The organism is Nonomuraea sp. CA-143628 (genome assembly GCF_050942315.1).
Classification (GTDB): Bacteria; Actinomycetota; Actinomycetes; order Streptosporangiales; family Streptosporangiaceae; genus Nonomuraea.
The window spans coordinates 10,622,596-10,638,276 of sequence record NZ_CP192072.1 but is presented as its reverse complement, the minus strand read 5'-3'; the positions used below and the strand labels follow the sequence as shown (position 1 = coordinate 10,638,276).

At 69.4% G+C, this 15,681-nt stretch carries 16 protein-coding genes and 2 riboswitches; of the genes, 4 read left to right on the top strand and 12 right to left on the bottom strand.

Going from position 1 to position 15,681, the window contains the following annotated elements:
- Positions 1-37: 37 nt before the first annotated feature.
- The 4 genes from ACQP2T_RS48210 to ACQP2T_RS48195 all read right to left on the bottom strand — a co-directional run bounded on the left by ACQP2T_RS48210 (position 38) and on the right by ACQP2T_RS48195 (position 4,282).
- Positions 38-1,414 (bottom strand): L-serine ammonia-lyase, encoded by a 1,377-nt coding sequence (locus tag ACQP2T_RS48210; protein WP_433511534.1) that lies wholly within the window; start codon positions 1,412-1,414, stop codon positions 38-40.
- A gap of 52 nt (positions 1,415-1,466) precedes the next feature.
- Positions 1,467-1,856 carry a glycine cleavage system protein GcvH gene (gene gcvH / locus ACQP2T_RS48205; RefSeq protein ID WP_225290444.1) on the bottom strand — a complete coding sequence of 130 codons (390 nt, stop codon included), beginning with the start codon at positions 1,854-1,856 and terminating at the stop codon, positions 1,467-1,469.
- Positions 1,853-2,953 carry a glycine cleavage system aminomethyltransferase GcvT gene (gene gcvT / locus ACQP2T_RS48200; protein ID WP_433511533.1) on the bottom strand — a complete coding sequence of 367 codons (1,101 nt, stop codon included), beginning with the start codon at positions 2,951-2,953 and terminating at the stop codon, positions 1,853-1,855. Before gcvT ends, gcvH begins: the two co-directional genes overlap by 4 nt.
- Positions 2,954-2,987: 34 nt before the next feature.
- Positions 2,988-3,083: riboswitch (glycine riboswitch) on the bottom strand.
- A riboswitch (glycine riboswitch) is annotated at positions 3,084-3,181 on the bottom strand. It abuts the riboswitch before it with no gap.
- 27 nt (positions 3,182-3,208) lie between these two features.
- Positions 3,209-4,282 (bottom strand): FAD-dependent oxidoreductase, encoded by a 1,074-nt coding sequence (locus tag ACQP2T_RS48195; protein WP_433511532.1) that lies wholly within the window; start codon positions 4,280-4,282, stop codon positions 3,209-3,211.
- A gap of 39 nt (positions 4,283-4,321) precedes the next feature.
- Between ACQP2T_RS48195 and ACQP2T_RS48190 the strand changes: the two genes are divergently transcribed.
- Positions 4,322-4,810, top strand: coding sequence for a MarR family winged helix-turn-helix transcriptional regulator (locus ACQP2T_RS48190; RefSeq protein WP_433511531.1), 489 nt, complete (start codon positions 4,322-4,324; stop codon positions 4,808-4,810).
- Between the two features lie 36 nt (positions 4,811-4,846).
- On the opposite strand, the gene ACQP2T_RS48185 is transcribed toward ACQP2T_RS48190, so the two are convergent.
- From ACQP2T_RS48185 to ACQP2T_RS48170, 4 genes are all read right to left on the bottom strand, one after another.
- Positions 4,847-5,536: a gamma-glutamyl-gamma-aminobutyrate hydrolase family protein gene (locus ACQP2T_RS48185; RefSeq protein WP_433511530.1), complete on the bottom strand. Its 690-nt coding sequence runs from the start codon at positions 5,534-5,536 to the stop codon at positions 4,847-4,849.
- 117 nt (positions 5,537-5,653) lie between these two features.
- On the bottom strand, positions 5,654-6,418 hold the full coding sequence (locus ACQP2T_RS48180; protein WP_357942825.1) for a 3-oxoacyl-ACP reductase: 765 nt from the start codon (positions 6,416-6,418) through the stop codon (positions 5,654-5,656).
- A 5-nt stretch (positions 6,419-6,423) separates the two neighbouring features.
- Positions 6,424-7,767, bottom strand: coding sequence for an aldehyde dehydrogenase family protein (locus ACQP2T_RS48175; RefSeq protein ID WP_433511529.1), 1,344 nt, complete (start codon positions 7,765-7,767; stop codon positions 6,424-6,426).
- Positions 7,768-7,772: 5 nt separating this feature from the next.
- Positions 7,773-9,149 (bottom strand): glutamine synthetase family protein, encoded by a 1,377-nt coding sequence (locus ACQP2T_RS48170; RefSeq protein ID WP_433511528.1) that lies wholly within the window; start codon positions 9,147-9,149, stop codon positions 7,773-7,775.
- Between the two features lie 108 nt (positions 9,150-9,257).
- Here ACQP2T_RS48170 and ACQP2T_RS48165 point away from each other — a divergent pair, with 108 nt between their 5' ends.
- Entirely contained in the window at positions 9,258-9,962 is a 705-nt protein-coding gene (locus ACQP2T_RS48165; RefSeq protein WP_433511527.1) for a FadR/GntR family transcriptional regulator, read from the top strand.
- A 64-nt stretch (positions 9,963-10,026) separates the two neighbouring features.
- Complete coding sequence (locus ACQP2T_RS48160; protein ID WP_433511526.1) at positions 10,027-10,782, top strand: hypothetical protein; 756 nt, start codon at positions 10,027-10,029, stop codon at positions 10,780-10,782.
- Between the two features lie 167 nt (positions 10,783-10,949).
- Here the strand turns inward: ACQP2T_RS48160 and ACQP2T_RS48155 are convergent, their stop codons facing one another.
- Positions 10,950-11,513: a DJ-1/PfpI family protein gene (locus ACQP2T_RS48155; protein WP_433511525.1), complete on the bottom strand. Its 564-nt coding sequence runs from the start codon at positions 11,511-11,513 to the stop codon at positions 10,950-10,952.
- 155 nt (positions 11,514-11,668) lie between these two features.
- A complete protein-coding gene (locus tag ACQP2T_RS48150) occupies positions 11,669-12,871 on the bottom strand; it encodes an FAD-dependent oxidoreductase (protein ID WP_433511524.1) in 1,203 nt (400 codons plus the stop codon).
- A 106-nt stretch (positions 12,872-12,977) separates the two neighbouring features.
- On the opposite strand from ACQP2T_RS48150, the gene ACQP2T_RS48145 reads away from it, so the two are divergent.
- Positions 12,978-13,727 carry a TetR/AcrR family transcriptional regulator gene (locus ACQP2T_RS48145; protein ID WP_433511523.1) on the top strand — a complete coding sequence of 250 codons (750 nt, stop codon included), beginning with the start codon at positions 12,978-12,980 and terminating at the stop codon, positions 13,725-13,727.
- 52 nt (positions 13,728-13,779) lie between these two features.
- On the opposite strand, the gene ACQP2T_RS48140 is transcribed toward ACQP2T_RS48145, so the two are convergent.
- Together ACQP2T_RS48140 and ACQP2T_RS48135 are read right to left on the bottom strand one after the other, a co-directional pair.
- Positions 13,780-14,820: a CU044_5270 family protein gene (locus ACQP2T_RS48140; RefSeq protein WP_433511522.1), complete on the bottom strand. Its 1,041-nt coding sequence runs from the start codon at positions 14,818-14,820 to the stop codon at positions 13,780-13,782.
- Positions 14,817-15,419, bottom strand: coding sequence for an RNA polymerase sigma factor (locus ACQP2T_RS48135; protein WP_433511521.1), 603 nt, complete (start codon positions 15,417-15,419; stop codon positions 14,817-14,819). The genes ACQP2T_RS48140 and ACQP2T_RS48135 overlap by 4 nt, the downstream gene beginning before the upstream one ends.
- Between the last annotated feature and the right edge of the window lie 262 nt (positions 15,420-15,681).

Below are 15,681 nucleotides of genomic sequence, written 5' to 3'. Positions count from 1 at the left end.
AGCACTCTCGAACGAGAGCACGCGAGCGCGCTCCGGGTCAGCACTCGATGACGTTGACCGCGAGGCCGCCGCGTGAGGTCTCCTTGTACTTGTCCAGCATGTCCCGTCCCGTGTCACGCATCGTCTTGATGGCCCGGTCCAGGGCGACGAAGTGCTGGCCGTCGCCGCGCAGAGCGATGCGGGCCGCGGCGATGGCCTTGATGGAGGCCACGGCGTTGCGCTCGATGCACGGGATCTGGACCAGACCGCCGATCGGGTCGCAGGTCAGGCCCAGGTTGTGCTCGATCCCGATCTCCGCCGCGTTCTCCACCTGCTCGGGCGTGCCGCCCAGGACCTCCGTGAGGCCCGCGGCGGCCATGGAGCAGGCCGAGCCGACCTCGCCCTGGCAGCCGACCTCGGCGCCCGAGATCGAGGCGTTCTCCTTGAACAGGACGCCGATCGCCGCCGCGGTCAGGAAGAAGCGGACGATGCCGTCGTCGTCGGCGTGCGGGATGAAGCGGGAGTAGTAGGTCAGAACGGCGGGGATGATGCCCGCGGCGCCGTTCGTGGGGGCGGTGACGATGCGGCCGCCCGCGGCGTTCTCCTCGTTGACCGCCAGCGCGAACAGCGACACCCAGTCCATGGCGTGCAGCGGGTCGGTCTTCGGCGACTCGGTCTGCAGGCGGCGGTGGAGGCGGTTCGCGCGGCGCTTGACCTTGAGGCCGCCCGGCAGCACGCCCTCCTTGGCGATGCCGCGTTCGACGCATTCGCACATGACCTGCCACAGGTGCAGGATCCGCGCGCGGATCTCGGCGGCGGAGCGGCCGAACGCCTGCTCGTTCTCCAGCATCAGCGCGGAGATGGACAGGCCCGTGTTGGAGCAGTGCTTGAGCAGCTCGTCCCCGGTCGTGAAGGGGTAGGGCAGCACGGTGTCGTCGGGCTTGATGCGGTCGGCGCCGGTGGCCTGCTCGTCCACCACGAAGCCGCCGCCGACCGAGAAGTAGACCTTCTCGCGCAGTTTCTCGCCGGATTCGGTGAAGGCGGTGAAGCGCATGCCGTTGGGGTGCTCGGGCAGGGAGATCTTGCGCTCGAAGACGAGGTCCTCGCCCACGACGAAGGGGATCTCGTGCGTGCCGTAGAGCCGGACCGTGCCGGACTCGCGCATCGCGGCCAGGCGCGCGTCGATGGAGTCCACGTCGACGAGTTCGGGCTTCTCGCCCGACAGCCCCAGCAGGACGGCCTTGTCGCTGCCGTGGCCCTTGCCGGTCAGGCCGAGCGAGCCGTACAGGATCGCCTCGACGCGGGCCGTACGCGCGAGCAGGTCGTCGTCGTGCAGGCCGCGGGCGAACCGGTGCGCGGCGGCCATGGGACCGCCGGTGTGCGAGCTCGACGGGCCGATGCCGATCTTGAACAGGTCGAAGACGCTGATCGCCATTGATGGGCGCCCTTCAGAAGGGCCGGGGTCCGGCAGGACCCCGGCGGGTGGGTCAGGACTCGCCTGAGGTGAGCGCCGAATACTCCTCGGCGGTGAGCAGGTCCTCGGGGTCGCCTTCCACGCGCACGCGGAACATCCAGCCGTCGCCGTAGGAGTCGCTGTTGGCCAGCGACGGATCGTCCACGACGGCCTGGTTGACCTCGACGATCTCGCCGCCGACGGGGGTGTAGATCTCGCTCACCGACTTGGTCGACTCGACCTCACCCACGGAGTCGCCCGCCTCGACGGTCGAGCCGACCTCCGGAAGCTGCACGAAGACGACGTCACCCAGCGCCTCGGCCGCGTAGGCCGTGATGCCGATGGTCACGGTGATGCCGTCGTCGAGCCCGGCCACCCACTCGTGCTCCTTGGTGTAGCTCAGCTCGTCTGGGATGTTGCTCACTTGTTCCTCCTGTAAAAGGGCAGCTCAATGAGGTCCATAGGTTCATGGCTGCCCCGGATGTCCACGGCCAGACCTGCGTCGGCCCCATTGTCGACGTAGGCCATGGCGATGGGCTTACCCAGGGTCTGGGAGGGTGCCCCGCTGGTGACCTCGCCGACGACGGCGCCGTCCTTGGTCACCGGGTATCCGTGGCGCGGCACCCGGCGACCCCGCGCGACCAGTCCGACGAGCCGGCGCCGCGGCGGCGTGTCCTTGACCGCCTCCAGCGCTGACCTGCCGACGAAGTCGCCCGGCTTGTCGAATTTCACCACTCTGCCCAGCCCCGCGTCGAACGGGGTCAGCTCGACGCCGAGCTCGTTGCCGTACAGCGGCATGCCCGCTTCGAGCCTGAGCGTGTCACGGCTGGACAGACCCGCCGCCCGCAGTCCGTACGGCCGGCCGGCCTCGCTCAGCGCGTGCCAGAGCGGCACGGCGTCCTGGTTGGCCACGAACAGCTCGAACCCGTCCTCACCGGTGTAGCCGGTGCGCGCGATGAGCGCCTGCCGCCCGTCGACCAGACCGGGCAGGCCCGCGTAGTACTTGAGCCCGGCGAGGTCGGCATCGGTGAGCGTGGCGAGGATCTCCTGGGCGCGCGGCCCCTGCACGGCGATCAGCGCGTACTGCTCCGAGCGATCCTCGACCACCGCGTTGTACGACTTGGCGCGATTTTTCAGCTCTTCCCCGACTTTTTCATAGTTGGAGGCGTTAGCCACCACCATGAACTCTTCATCGCCGAACTCCTCGTCCCCGAGCCGGTAGACGATCAGGTCGTCCAGCACCCCGCCACGCTCGTTCACGATCATGGTGTAGCGGGCCCGGCCGGGCGCGAGCGCCGACAGGTGCCCCACCAGTGCGTAGTCGAGCGCCTGGCCCGCCTGCGGTCCGGTCACGAAGATCTCGCCCATGTGGGAGAGATCGAACAGCCCGGCCGCCTGGCGCACGGCGTTGTGCTCGGCGGACTCGCTGCCGTAGCGGAGCGGCATCAGCCACCCGGCGAAATCGGTCAATGTCGCGCCGAGGCTCTCGTGGACCTCTCGGAGCGGTGTAGGACGTGACATATGCGCACCTCAGGGCAGGATCGGATGCCAGACATCCTCCCCCTCTGTCATGGGTGCCTGAGAGCTTCGCCCGTAATTTGCCGGACTTTCACCTTCGGCGAGGCCGCCAGGCCTGCTTTCCAGAGGACACCTCGTCCGTGCGGTCCTTTGCCTTGAGAGGTTCGCGGGGAGGGCTTGCTCCTTCAGGGGACCTGGCCGGATGCCAGGACGCTCTCCCGCACGGTTTCGACGGTGATGTCCGCAAGCCTAGTGCTGTCATGGGGGAGTTGTCGCGTGGGGATCCGGCCGCTTGGGGCCAAAAGGGCTGTGCCGGGAGGTGTGTACGGCGGCGAAGCCGTACCTGAGCATCTCCTGCTCGTACCGCGATTTGGCGGCGGCGAGCGGCACCTGCCCGGCGGCCACGTCGCTGAGCGTACTCGTCAGCAGGAGGGCGTCCCGCAGAGCGATGGTGGCGCCCTCACCGCGTCCAGGCGTCATGGTGTGGACGGCGTCGCCCAGGAGCGTGACGTGCGGGTCGTCCCATGGCTCGACGGGCAGGGCGCTGCGCAGCCGTACCGGGAAGATCGTGGTGGCGTCAGCGACGATGCGGCGGAGTGCCGGATGCCAGTCGGCGACGAGGTCGCGCGCCACCTGGTGCGGGTCGCCGCGGGGTTCGGACGGCGTCCGGCTGTCGGGCCGCGGCCCGGAGAGCGTCCACGTGAAGTAGTCGCCGGGACGGCAGGTCGCGACCGCCATGTGGGCGCCACTGGGGTGCGTCATCCGGTTGAAGGTGTCGACCAGGAGGTCCGGCACCCAGTCGAGCGTGCTGAACGGGGTCACGCCGTACAGGCAGCGGCCGAGCTCTTCCATCGCGGCCTCGGGCAGCAACTGGGCGCGGACGGCGGAGTTGGTGCCGTCCGCGCCCACGATGAGGTCGCCGCTGGCCGAGGTGCCGTCGGCGAAGTGGGCGGTGGCGCCGGTGAAGCCCGTGCACGGTGCGCCGAACCGGACGTCCAGGCCGGTCAGCAGCATCTCGCGGAGGATCAACCGGTTGATGCCGAAGCCGCCGGAGGTGGGCGGAATCGGCCTGGTGAGCCTGGGGACCAGCAGGTGGTCCATGAACGCCAGCCGGGTGGCCGGCCGGATCGCATTGGCCTGGCAGCGGTCGAACAGCGCGGCCGGCAGGCACGCGCGCAGCGCTTCGACGCCCTCTTCCTTGATGGAAAGGCGCCAGCCCTGCTCGCGGAGCGTCGGGGAGCAGTCATGGACGGTCGAGCTGATGCCCGCCTGCTTGAGGCCCTGAGCCAGGCAGAGTCCGCCGATGCCACCCCCAATGATCAGAATATGCATGAGTTGGACGATAGCTGTCGTGACAGTTACTGTCTAGACATGAAACCTCTCGGTGAAGGCGTGCCGTCACTCATCCCGCAGATCGCCAAGGAGTTGCGTACGGCGCTGGAGGCCGAGTTCGCGCCGCTGGGGATCACCACCCAGCAGGGCGCGGTGCTCATGCGGGCCGCGCTGGGCGAGCGCAGCCCCCGTCAGCTCGCGCAACTGGTGGGCACCGACACGGCGGGCATGACCCGGCTGATCGACCGGCTGGTGGCCAAGGGGCTGCTGGTCAGATCGGCGCACCCGGATGACCGCCGCGCCATTGTGGTGGAGCCCACGGAGCAGGGGCGGGCGTTGCTGCCGTCGGTGTTTCCGGTGTTCGGGCGGGTGGGCGGGCGGCTGCTCGCCGGGTTCTCGGCGGAGGAGCAGGCTCAGGCGACGGGCCTGCTGGCGCGCATGCTCGCCAACCTGCTGGACCGTCCGGCCGAGGAGGGCGACGCGGCGCCGGAAGGAGCCTCAGTAGGCGGCGACGGGGTGCCGGGGTGAGGCTCAGCAGGAGGTGACGGGGCGCCAGGGTGAGGCTCAGCAGGCGGCGATGAGCGCCTCGAACAGCGCGCAGTCCTTGGCGGCCTCCGGATGCCACTGCACGGCCATGGCGAACGTCCGGGAGTCCAGCTCCACCGCCTCGATCGTGCCGTCGTCGGCCACGGCGGACACGGTCAGGCCGGAGGCGAGCCGGTCGATGGCCTGGTGGTGGTAGTGCGGCACGGCCACCGGCTCGGCCCCGAGCGCCTTGCCGACGCGGGTCCCCGGGACGGGCCGGACGGGCAGGTGGCCGAACTCACCGGGGGCGGGGGAGTGCCCGGTGTGTCCCACCACATCGGGCAGATGCTGGTGCAGGGTCCCGCCGAGTGCGACGTTGAGGACCTGCATGCCCCGACATATCCCGAGATAGGGCAGGTCGGCCTCAAGAGCCGCCTCGATCACCGCGAACTCCGCCGTGTCCCGAAATTTCCGGATGTAGCCGGTCTGGTCGTGTGGCTCCTGGCCGTACCGCTCGGGCGAGACGTCACCACCACCGGCCAGGATCAACCCGTCCAACCGCGCCACCAGCCGGGCGGGTGACCCGGCGGGCGGCAGGATCACCGGCTGCCCGCCGGCCCGGACCACCTGCTCCACGTACATGTACGGCAGCAGGGCGACCGGCAGCTCCCACACGGTGTAACGGGCAGGCTCTACATAGGACGTGATCCCGATGACGGGTCGCTCCACAACTTCCCTTCCGCCGTAACGGCGCCCGGCCCCGTGCGGGGTCAGCGGCCGTGTCCCTGGAGGCCCCCGACCCCGTACGGCGCCTGGGGCCGCCCGTGCTTGCCGTACAGAAAAATCCTAAAGAGGGGTGACGTATGCGCCCGAGATACCGCCGTCGACGAGGAACTCCGAGCCCGTGATGAAGGAGGCGTCGTCGCTGGCCAGGAACGCCACCGCCGCCGCGATCTCCGACGCCTCGGCGAAGCGCCCCACCGGCACGTGCACCAGGCGCCGCGCGGCCCGCTCGGGGTCCTTCGCGAACAGCTCCTTCAGCAGCGGCGTGTTGACCGGCCCCGGGCACAGCGCGTTCACCCGGATCCCCTCGCGCGCGAACTGGACGCCGAGCTCGCGCGACATCGCGAGCACCCCGCCCTTCGAGGCCGTGTACGAGATCTGCGACGTCGCCGACCCCATCACCGCCACGAACGACGCGGTGTTGATGATCGAGCCCTTGCCCTGCCGCTGCATATACGGGATCGCGTGCTTGCAGCACAGGTAGACGCTCGTCAGGTTCACCTCCTGCACCCGTCGCCACGCCTCGATGCCGGTCTCCAGGATCGAGTCGTCCTCGGGCGGCGAGATGCCCGCGTTGTTGAAGGCGATGTCGACGGAGCCATAGGTGTCGTACGCCGTCCGGAACATCCGCACGACGTCGTCCTCGCTGGTCACGTCGACCTTGACGAAGAGCCCGCCCACCTCGGAGGCGGCCTTGGTGCCCGCCTCCTCGTCGACGTCGGCGCAGACCACCTTGGCGCCCTCTTCGGCGAACCGCCGCGCGGTGGCCAGGCCGATGCCGCCGCCCGCGCCGGTGATCACGGCGACGCGGTTGTGCAAACGCTGCATGTGTGTCACTCCGTTGAGATGAAGACGTTCTTGGTCTCGGTGAACGCCATGAGGGCGTCCGGGCCCAGCTCCCGGCCGAGGCCGGACTCCTTGAAGCCGCCGAACGGCGTCCAGTGGCGGACCGAGGAGTGCGAGTTCACCGAGAGCGCGCCCGCCTCCACGGCCCGTGCGACGCGCAGCGCCCGGCCGACGTCACGGGTCCAGATGGAGCCGCTCAGGCCGTACGGCGTGTCGTTGGCGATCCGCACCGCCTCCGCCTCGTCCGCGAACGGCACCACCGACACCACCGGCCCGAAGATCTCCTCGGTGAACGCCCGGTCGGTGAGCGCCGGCGTCAGGACGGTCGGCGGGAACCAGAACCCCTTGCCCTGCGGGCAGTCGCCCTGCAGGTACGGCGGGCCGTCGATGAATCCGCGCACCCGTTCCAGATGCTCGGCGCTGATCAGAGGGCCCATCTCGGTGCTCTCGTCGAGCGGGTCGCCGACTCTGATGTTCTGTACGGCCGGCAGCAGCCGCTCCAGGAACGCGTCGTAGACCTCCGCCTGCACCAGGATCCTGGATCGGGCGCAGCAGTCCTGGCCAGAGTTATCGAAGACGGCATATGGCGCCGTTTTAGCCGCTTTTTCCAGATCCGAGTCCGCAAACACGATATTTGCGGATTTGCCGCCTAGTTCGAGGGTTATCCGCTTTACCTGGGTTGCCGCCTTGGCGGCGATCTCCTTGCCCACCTCGGTCGAGCCGGTGAACACGATCTTGGCCACCTGCGGATGCTCGACCAGGCGGGCCCCCGCGACCTCCCCTGCCCCAGGCAGCACCTGGAGCACCCCCTCGGGGAGGCCCGCGGCGAGGGCCAGCTCGGCCAGCCTCAGCGCGGTCAGCGGGGTCCATTCGGCGGGCTTGACGATCACCGTGTTGCCCGCGGCCAGGGCCGGGGCGACGCCCCAGCTCATGATGAGCATCGGGAAGTTCCAGGGCACGATCACGCCCACCACGCCCAGCGGCTCCTGGAAGGTGATGTCCACGCCGCCGGGCACCGGGATCTGCTTGCCGTGGTTGCGCTCGGGGGCGCCGGCGTAGAAGTGCAGCACGTCGCGTACCGCGCCGGCCTCCCAGCGGGCGTTGCCGATCGGGTGGCCGGAGTTCGTGAGCTCCAGCAGGGCCAGCTCCTCCCGGTGCTCGTCCACCAGGTCGGCGAAGCGGCGCAGCAGCCGCGCCCGGTCGCCGGGCGCCACGTCGCGCCAGCCCTGATAGGCCCGCCTGGCACGCTCCACGGCCCGGTCGACCTCGGCCTCGTCGGCCAGTTCCACGTCGGCGAGGACTTCCTCCGTCGCCGGATTGATGATCTGCATCGTGCTCACATCCGCTCGAAACCCCGGAACAGCTCCCAGTCCGTGACAGCCGCGTCGAAGGCGGCCAGCTCGATCCGGGCGTTGTTCGCATAGTGCGCCACCACGTCGTCGCCGAACGTCTCCCGCGCCAGCTTCGACCCCTCGAACAGCGCTAGTGCGTCCCGCAAGGTGTGGGGCACGGTCTCGGCGCCGGAGTCGTAGGCATTGCCCCCGAACGCGTCCTCCAGCGGCAACTCCTCGTCGATGCCGCGCAGCCCGGCCGCGATCAGCGCCGACACCGCGAGATAGGGGTTCACGTCGCCGCCCGGCACCCGGTTCTCGATGCGCAGCGACTCCCCGTGGCCGACGAGCCGGAGCGAGCAGGTGCGGTTGTCCACGCCCCACTTGACGGCCGTGGGGGCGAAGCTGCCGGGGACGTAGCGCTTGTAGGAGTTGATGTTCGGGGCGTAGAAGAGGGTGAGCTCGCGCATGTGGGCCAGCTGCCCGGCGATGAAGCGGGCGCCGAGCTCGGACAGCCCGTGGGGGCCGTCGCCCGCCATCACCGGGTCGCCGTCCACGCTCCGCAGCGAGATGTGGATGTGGCAGGAGTTGCCCTCGCGCTGGTTCGGCTTGGCCATGAAGGTGATCGACTTGCCCTCTTGAGCCGCGATCTCCTTGGCGCCGTTCTTGTAGATGGAATGGTTGTCGCAGGTCTTCAGCGCCTCGTCGTAGCGGAAGGCGATCTCGTGCTGGCCCAGGTTGCACTCGCCCTTGGCGGACTCGACGTACAGCCCAGCTCCCTCCATGTCCCGCCTTATCCGGCGAAGGAGGGGTTCGATGCGAGCTGTCCCGAGGAGGGAGTAGTCGACGTTGTAGAGGTTCGCGGGGGACATGTCGCGGTACGCGCGCTTCCACGCGTCTTCGTAGCTGTCCTCGTACACCACGAACTCCAGCTCGGTGCCCACGAAGGCGGCCAGGCCGCGGTCGGCGAGGCGGGCGAGCTGGGCGCGAAGGATCTGCCGCGGCGAGGCGGTCACGTCGGCGCCGCTCTCCCAGGTCAGGTCCGCCATGAGCATGACGGTGCCCTCCTGCCACGGAACCCACCGCAACGTGGAAATATCGGGCTTCATCACGAAATCGCCGTAGCCGCGTTCCCAGGACGACATCGCGTAGCCGTCGACCGTGTTCATGTCCACGTCCACGGCGAGCAGGTAGTTGCAGCCTTCGGAGCCGTGCCCCAGCACCTCGTTCAGGAAATAACGCGCCGACAGCCGCTTGCCCTGCAGTCTGCCCTGCATGTCGGCGATGGCGAGCAGCACGGTGTCGACCCGCCCGGCGGCCACCTCGTCACGCAACTCGTCGACGGACAGTGGTCCGGGCTGTGAAAGACCTCGCTCGCTCACAGAAGTTCGCTCGCTTTCCCGCTAATTGGGCTACTCTTAGACCATTGATGTGCATATGGGGATCGCTTGTCAAGACCTGAGGACACGTTGGACGACTCTGCGCGGTTGATGACGGTGTTACGGCCGGTCAGGGCAGGAAACGCCTTCGAGGAGACGGTAGAACGGCTGCTCCAGGCGATCAAGCTCGGCGTGGTCGCGCCGGGCCGGAAACTGCCCCCGGAGCGTGAGCTGGCCGTTCAGCTCGGCATCAGCCGGGTGACGCTGCGGGAGGCGATCCGGGCGCTCCAGGACGCGGGTTACCTCGACGTACGGCGCGGCCGGTATGGCGGCGCGTTCGTCACCTACGCCCCGCCCCCGCCGGAGAGCGGCGACCTGCGCAGGATCGTGGCCGACATGGGCACGGCCGACCTCGCCGACGCGCTGACCTTCCGCATGGCGGTCGAATGCGGAGCGGCGGCGGTGCTGGCGGCGGCCACGCTGACCGACGACCAGCGCTCCCTCCTGCGCGGCCGGCTCGCGGCACTCAACAAGGCGGGCATCGGGGACTACCGGCGGCTGGACACGGCCTTCCACCTCTCCATCGCCGAGCTGACCGGCTCCGCCCTGCTCGCCACCGCCTGCGCCGACGCGCGCCTGCGGGTCAGCGACCTCCTCAACGCCATCCCGATGCTCCAGGTGAACCTCGACCACTCCGCCCGCCAGCACGAGGCGATCGTGGCGGCCATCCTGGCGGGCGACCCGGAAGGGGCCCGTCGAGCAGTGGCGGAACACCTGGAGGGCACGGCTGCGCTGCTGCGCGCGTTCCTGTCTTGAGTTCGTTTCCCGGTCCAAATGGTCAAGGGATGACGATTGGCCTCGTAGCATCGTTTTCAAGGTCATGGGGAACTGGTTCGAGCTGAGCATTGTCGACACGGGACGGCTGCCGCTGTTCTGTTTCTTCGTCGCGCTCATCGGGGCCTTCGTGGCCACCCGCGTCAACGTGCGGCTGATCAGGGCGAAGGTCGGCTGGTTCCGCAACGTCAACGTGGGCGAGATGCACATCCACCACGTGGTGTTCGGGGTCGTGCTCATGCTGGTCGGCGGGGTCAGCGGGCTGATCGTGTCCTCGGCGTCGCAGGTGGCCTACGCCGCGGCGGCGGCCGTCTTCGGGATCGGGTCGGCGCTGGTGCTGGACGAGTTCGCGCTGATCCTGCACCTGCACGACGTGTACTGGGAGGAAGAGGGCCGCACCTCGGTCGACGCGGTGTTCATCGCGGTCGCGATGACGGGGCTGCTGCTCACCGGGCTCCGGCCGCTGTCGTTCGACTACGGGACCCCGGTCAACCCGGGCGCGCTGCTCGTGGCGAACATGGTGCTCGCCGTGATCACCCTGTTGAAGGGGAAGATCTGGACCGGGATCGTGGGCCTGTTCGTGCCCGTGCTGCTGCTGGTGGGCGCGGTGCGGCTGGCCAGGCCCGGGTCTCCGTGGGCCCACCTGTTCTACCAGAAGCGGCGCCCGCGGAAGCTGGCCACGGCCGCGCACCGGGAAGAACGGTGGCGCCGGCCGGTGATCAGGGCCAAGATCGCGGTCCAGGAGTTCGTCTCGGGGCGGCACGACCTGCCCTCCACCCGGCGCGGCCGCCGACCCACCTAGCGCGGGCCGCCGAGTAGCAGCGATAGAAGGCGAGTTCACCGGTGCGCCGGTTGCGGTGGACGAGCAGATCGGCCGTCCGCTCGAAGATCCGGTCCGGCCGGTCGGAGGTGGCCAGTCGCGAACACAAAGACGATGATCGACAGTGGGTGTCAGCACGACCGAACCGCCTACAACGACACGTTCGCGCCCTCCAGCACGCGCATGAAGGCACGCGACCATTCAGGCAGGTCCGGCCAGCCACGACAGGAGACCATCGCGCCGTCCACCACGTCGGGGGCGTCCACGAAAGTCGCACCCGCCATCTCCATGTCGGTCCTCAACGGCGGGAATGCCGCCGTGGTACGGCCGCGCAGCAGGCCAAGCGCGGCTGGCACCTGCGGGCCGTGGCAAATCGTGCCCACCGGCAGGTCGCGCTCGAAGAAGTAGCGCACGATACGGGCGACGTCGGGATCGGTGCGGATGTACTCCGGCGCGCGGCCGCCCGGGATCACCAGCGCCTGGTAGTCCTCGGGGCGCACGTCGGCGAATGCGAGATCCACCGGCAGCTGATGGCCGGGCCTCTCGGTGTAGGCGTCCCAGCCGGGCTCGAAGTCGTGGACCACCAGCTTTACCGCACGAGTGGTGGGGGCGGCCACGATCGCCTCATGACCCCCTTCCCGGAGCCGGAAGACGGGGTACATGGAGTCCAGCTCTTCCGCCGCATCGCCGGTCAGAACAATCACTCGGGCCATGACCCACTCCTATTCTCCCATGGTGGATCTTAATCCGCATGGGGCAGAAATGGCAGACGTGCGCGTGGCTGCCATGCACCTGGACGCTGGCCATCCGCTCATTTCCAATCGGGGCGGCACGACCTGCCCTCCACCCGGCGCGGACGCCGGCAGATCTAGCCCGCGCTGTGGAGGGGTTCGTTCCAGTCGATGTGGTGCTCGTAGATCCACCGGCTCGGGTCGGCGCCGGTGCGGGCCATGCGTCTCATGGCGAGGCTCATGATCAGGTCACGGGGCACGCGGGCGACGGGACCGAGCGTCTTCCAGCCGCCGGTGCGATGGCTCTGCGCGACGACGCGTTCCACACGCTCGCGCCGCAGCCGCTCGTAGGCGGCGAACGCGGCGGCGATATCCGGACTGTCCCGCAGGCACTTGGCCAGCACGACGGTGTCCTCGATGGCCATGGCCGCGCCCTGCCCGATCGAGGGAGCGGTCGCGTGGGCCGCGTCGCCGATGATGATCATCCGGTCGTCGTGCCACTTCGGCACGGTCGGCACGTCGTAGGTGCTCCAGCCCGTGAAGATCTCGCCGGTCGCCGCGACGAGGTCCGCGGCGGGCCCGCTGTCGTGCCGGAACAGGTCGATCAGCCGGGACCGCCACTGCTCGGAGGTGGTCGCGGCCAGCTCGGCGGGGCTGGGCTCGGTGGCCTGGGCCGGATTCGCCGCCCACCACACCTCGCCGCTCGGATGCGTCGTGTGGGCGAAGAAGCAGCGCTTGCCGAAGATCGCGTTCATCATGCCCGGCTCGCCGCCGGTGGAGACGCCGCGGGCGTAGCCGCCCGTGTTGAGCAGCCCGCCATAGCGCGCGTCCGGCGCGTGCGGGTCGATGATCTCGCGGGTACGTGACCGCAGGCCGTCCGCGCCGATGAGCAGGTCGCCGCGGACCGAGCTGCCGTCGGCGAACCTCGCCAGCACCCCGTCGCCGGTGCTCTCGGCGTCGACGAGCCGCTTGCCGTACTCGGCGCGCACGCCGGATCCGACGGCCCGGTCACGGAAGACGCGGTAGAGGTCGGCCCGCTTGACGGTCCGGCTCAACATGCCGTCCAGCGAAGCGGTGCCGTACGGCAATTCTCCGATCCGCCTGCCGGAGCCGTTGGTGAACACGATGCGCGGCGTGTCGAAGCCGATATCGCCGAGGTCGACGTCGAGGGCGCGCAAGGCGTCGAGCGCGTTCACCGCGAGAGTCAGGAAGGCGCCCGTGTGGTCCGCGGTCCGGTCGTACGCCTCATAGACGACCGGCGTGATCCCCACCTTGCGCAGGGCGACCGCGCATAACGAGCCCGCGATCCCACCACCGATGATCAATGCTGTGTATGTCATACACTGAGTGTATGGCATACACTCGGCGGAAGCGCAAGCGTGCGGCTGAGCTCCTGGACGACGGCGACGGCGCTGGGGGCGGACCGACTGTGCGAAGGTGAGGGCGATGAACGACAAGCTGCCGCCGGGACTCGACCTGCTCTGGGGAAGACTCGACGAGCCGGAGCCGGAGCCCAGGCAGGGGCTCAGCCCGCCGCGCATCGCCCGCGCGGCGGTCGAACTGGCCGACGCCGGCGGCCTCGACGCCGTGTCGATGGCCAGGGTCGCCGAGCGGCTGGGCTTCACCACGATGTCGCTCTACCGGCACGTCAAGAGCAAGAACGAGCTGCTGCTGCTGATGCTGGACACGGTCGCGGCCGTGCCCGCCGAGCTCGACGAGCCCTGCGACGACTGGCGGCTCGGCCTGGAGCGCTGGTGCGCGGCGCAGTGGGTGATGCTGCGCGCCCACACCTGGATCGTGGATCTGCCCGTCACCGGGCCGCCGATCACCCCCAACCAGCTGGCGTGGACCGATCGCGCCCTGAGCTCGCTGCGCGACACCGGGCTCCCCGAAAGCGACAAGGCGGGCGTGGTCCTGCTGATCGCCAACTACATGCTCACCACCGCGCGGATGAGCGCGCATCTCGGCCCCGCCGCCTCGGGGGAGTCGATCGCCGCCTACAGCGCGCTGCTCGGCGACCTCGTCGACGCGCGGCGCTTTCCGGCCCTGCGTACGGCGGTCGAGGCGGGTGCCTTCGACTATCCGGCGGACACCGCCGAGTCGGAGCGGCGCTTCGACTACTCCTTCGGGCTCTCCCGGATCCTGGACGGCGTGGACACACTCATCCGGCAGCGCGGCGGCGCCGGGGCGAGCTAGTAGACGACGTGCAGTTCGCCCGGCGCGATTACCAGGGTCCTACTGTGCGTTTCTAGGGGCGCTGGCCGGCCTTGTCGACGAGGGTGGCCTTGAGCACGCTGTCCCAGCCGAGCACCTGGCCCTTCTTCACCGAATCGAACGCGCCCCCGTCGTGGTCCCGGACGACGATGGTGCGATACCCCATGTACTCATACGTCTTCGGATCGATGAAGATCTCGTCGCGCTGGTACCCGTACTGCAGTCGGTACAGCGTGACCCCCGGCCGCCCGGCCAGATCCGCGGCGCTGGCCCTGTACTTGACGCCGGGGATCTTCGCCATGGCCCCGTACATCGCCGCCCGCAGCCGGGCTGGCAACGCCGCGTCCCGCATGCCCTGGGCGAGCTGCTGGAAGGCGACCGTGTCGCGCTCCTCCTCGCTCATCGGAGGCGGCGACGCAGTGCTGTCCCTCGACACCGGGCGGGCGTCGTGCTCCCGCTCGACCTGTCCGTACATGCGCGCCAGCAACCGATCCGGGTCGGTCGGCAGCCCCAGCAGGTACGGGTACGTCACCTCGAACTCCGACCCGTCGTACGTCTTCAGCCTGCCGTTCTCGATGGTCGCGAACCCCTTCTCGTTCACCCGCCGCCACATCTCGTGCGTTCTGGTCACCTTCGGCTGGCCGAACAGTGGCGGCCCCCCGTCCACCTTGGTCTGGGCGACCACCGTCTTGACGTAGGCCCACTGGTCGGGCCGAGGCGCTGGCTCGTCGTCCGCCGCAGCCTTGGCGGCCGCGTTCCCGGCGAGATCCTGGGCGTCGGCCACCGGCCGCAACCGCACCACCGTCGGCGTCCCGCCATTGGCCGTGGCCGTGACCCGCCCTTGCCGCGCCCCTGGAGTCTCCTTCAGGACCACGATTCCGGCCACCAGCGCGGCGGCGGCGGCCCCGACCCCCATGACTCTCACAACCACGAACCACCCCCGCCGAGCCCCCGCCCTCGTGTCCACGGGCTGGTCGAACAGACGGGCGTGCAGCCGCTCCCTGGCCATCGGATCGTACGAGGGAACCTCCGGACGCCCCTCCCGGAAGACTGCGATCTCGTCCCTGCTACTCATGCCAGCCCCTCCTCGCCCATGGGATCGGTGCCGCCGAACGCCCGGCGCACCTTCTTCCGAATCCGGTGCAACCGCGACCTGACCGTCCCGATCGGCACCCCCAGCGCCTGGGCCGCCTCCTCGTACGTCAGCTCCGCCCACGCGATCAACAACAGCAGATCCCGATCGGCGGCTGGCAACTTGGCCAGCACCGCGGCGAGCTTCGGCTGCAGCCTCTCGGCCGTCACCCGCGCGGCACTGCGCTCGTCGAACGACTCCACCGCCCCGTGCGCGGGCGTCCGGGCCAGCACCCGGTTCCGCCGCACCTCCGCCCGTCGATGCTCACGCAGGGCGATCGTCGCGATCCCGTACAACCACGGCCGCGCGTCGGGCCGCTCCGGGTCGTACTTGTGCCGCTGCCGGAACGCCGCCAGAAACGTCTCCGCGACGAGATCCTCGGCCATCTCCACGCCGAGCCGGCGGGCGACGTAGCGGTGGATCTCATCACTGTGCCGATCGACGATTACCGCGAACCGCTCAGGCTGCCGCACCGACTCCACCAGCACCGCCGCGTCGGTCACCTCATCGGCGGCACTGTGTGTCGCTGGGGGTGCGGTCAACACGTATCACGCCTTGTCGGGCTCATCATGTGATCCTCTCGAGTTCGGATGTCACCCCGTACTCGACAAGACCTCACAAGACGGTTCCCACTTTCCGGCGCGGGTGGTCAGCCGTCCTCCCTTGGCGTTGGCGGAGACTGGCCGGCATGGTCAGCTTGAAGGAGCTTGTCACTTCAAGGGCTCTTGAAGTGACAAGCTCTGAGTTGCCCAACACAATCGGCCCGTGCCACCAGGGCCGATCATGGGGGCATTTCGATGGTTA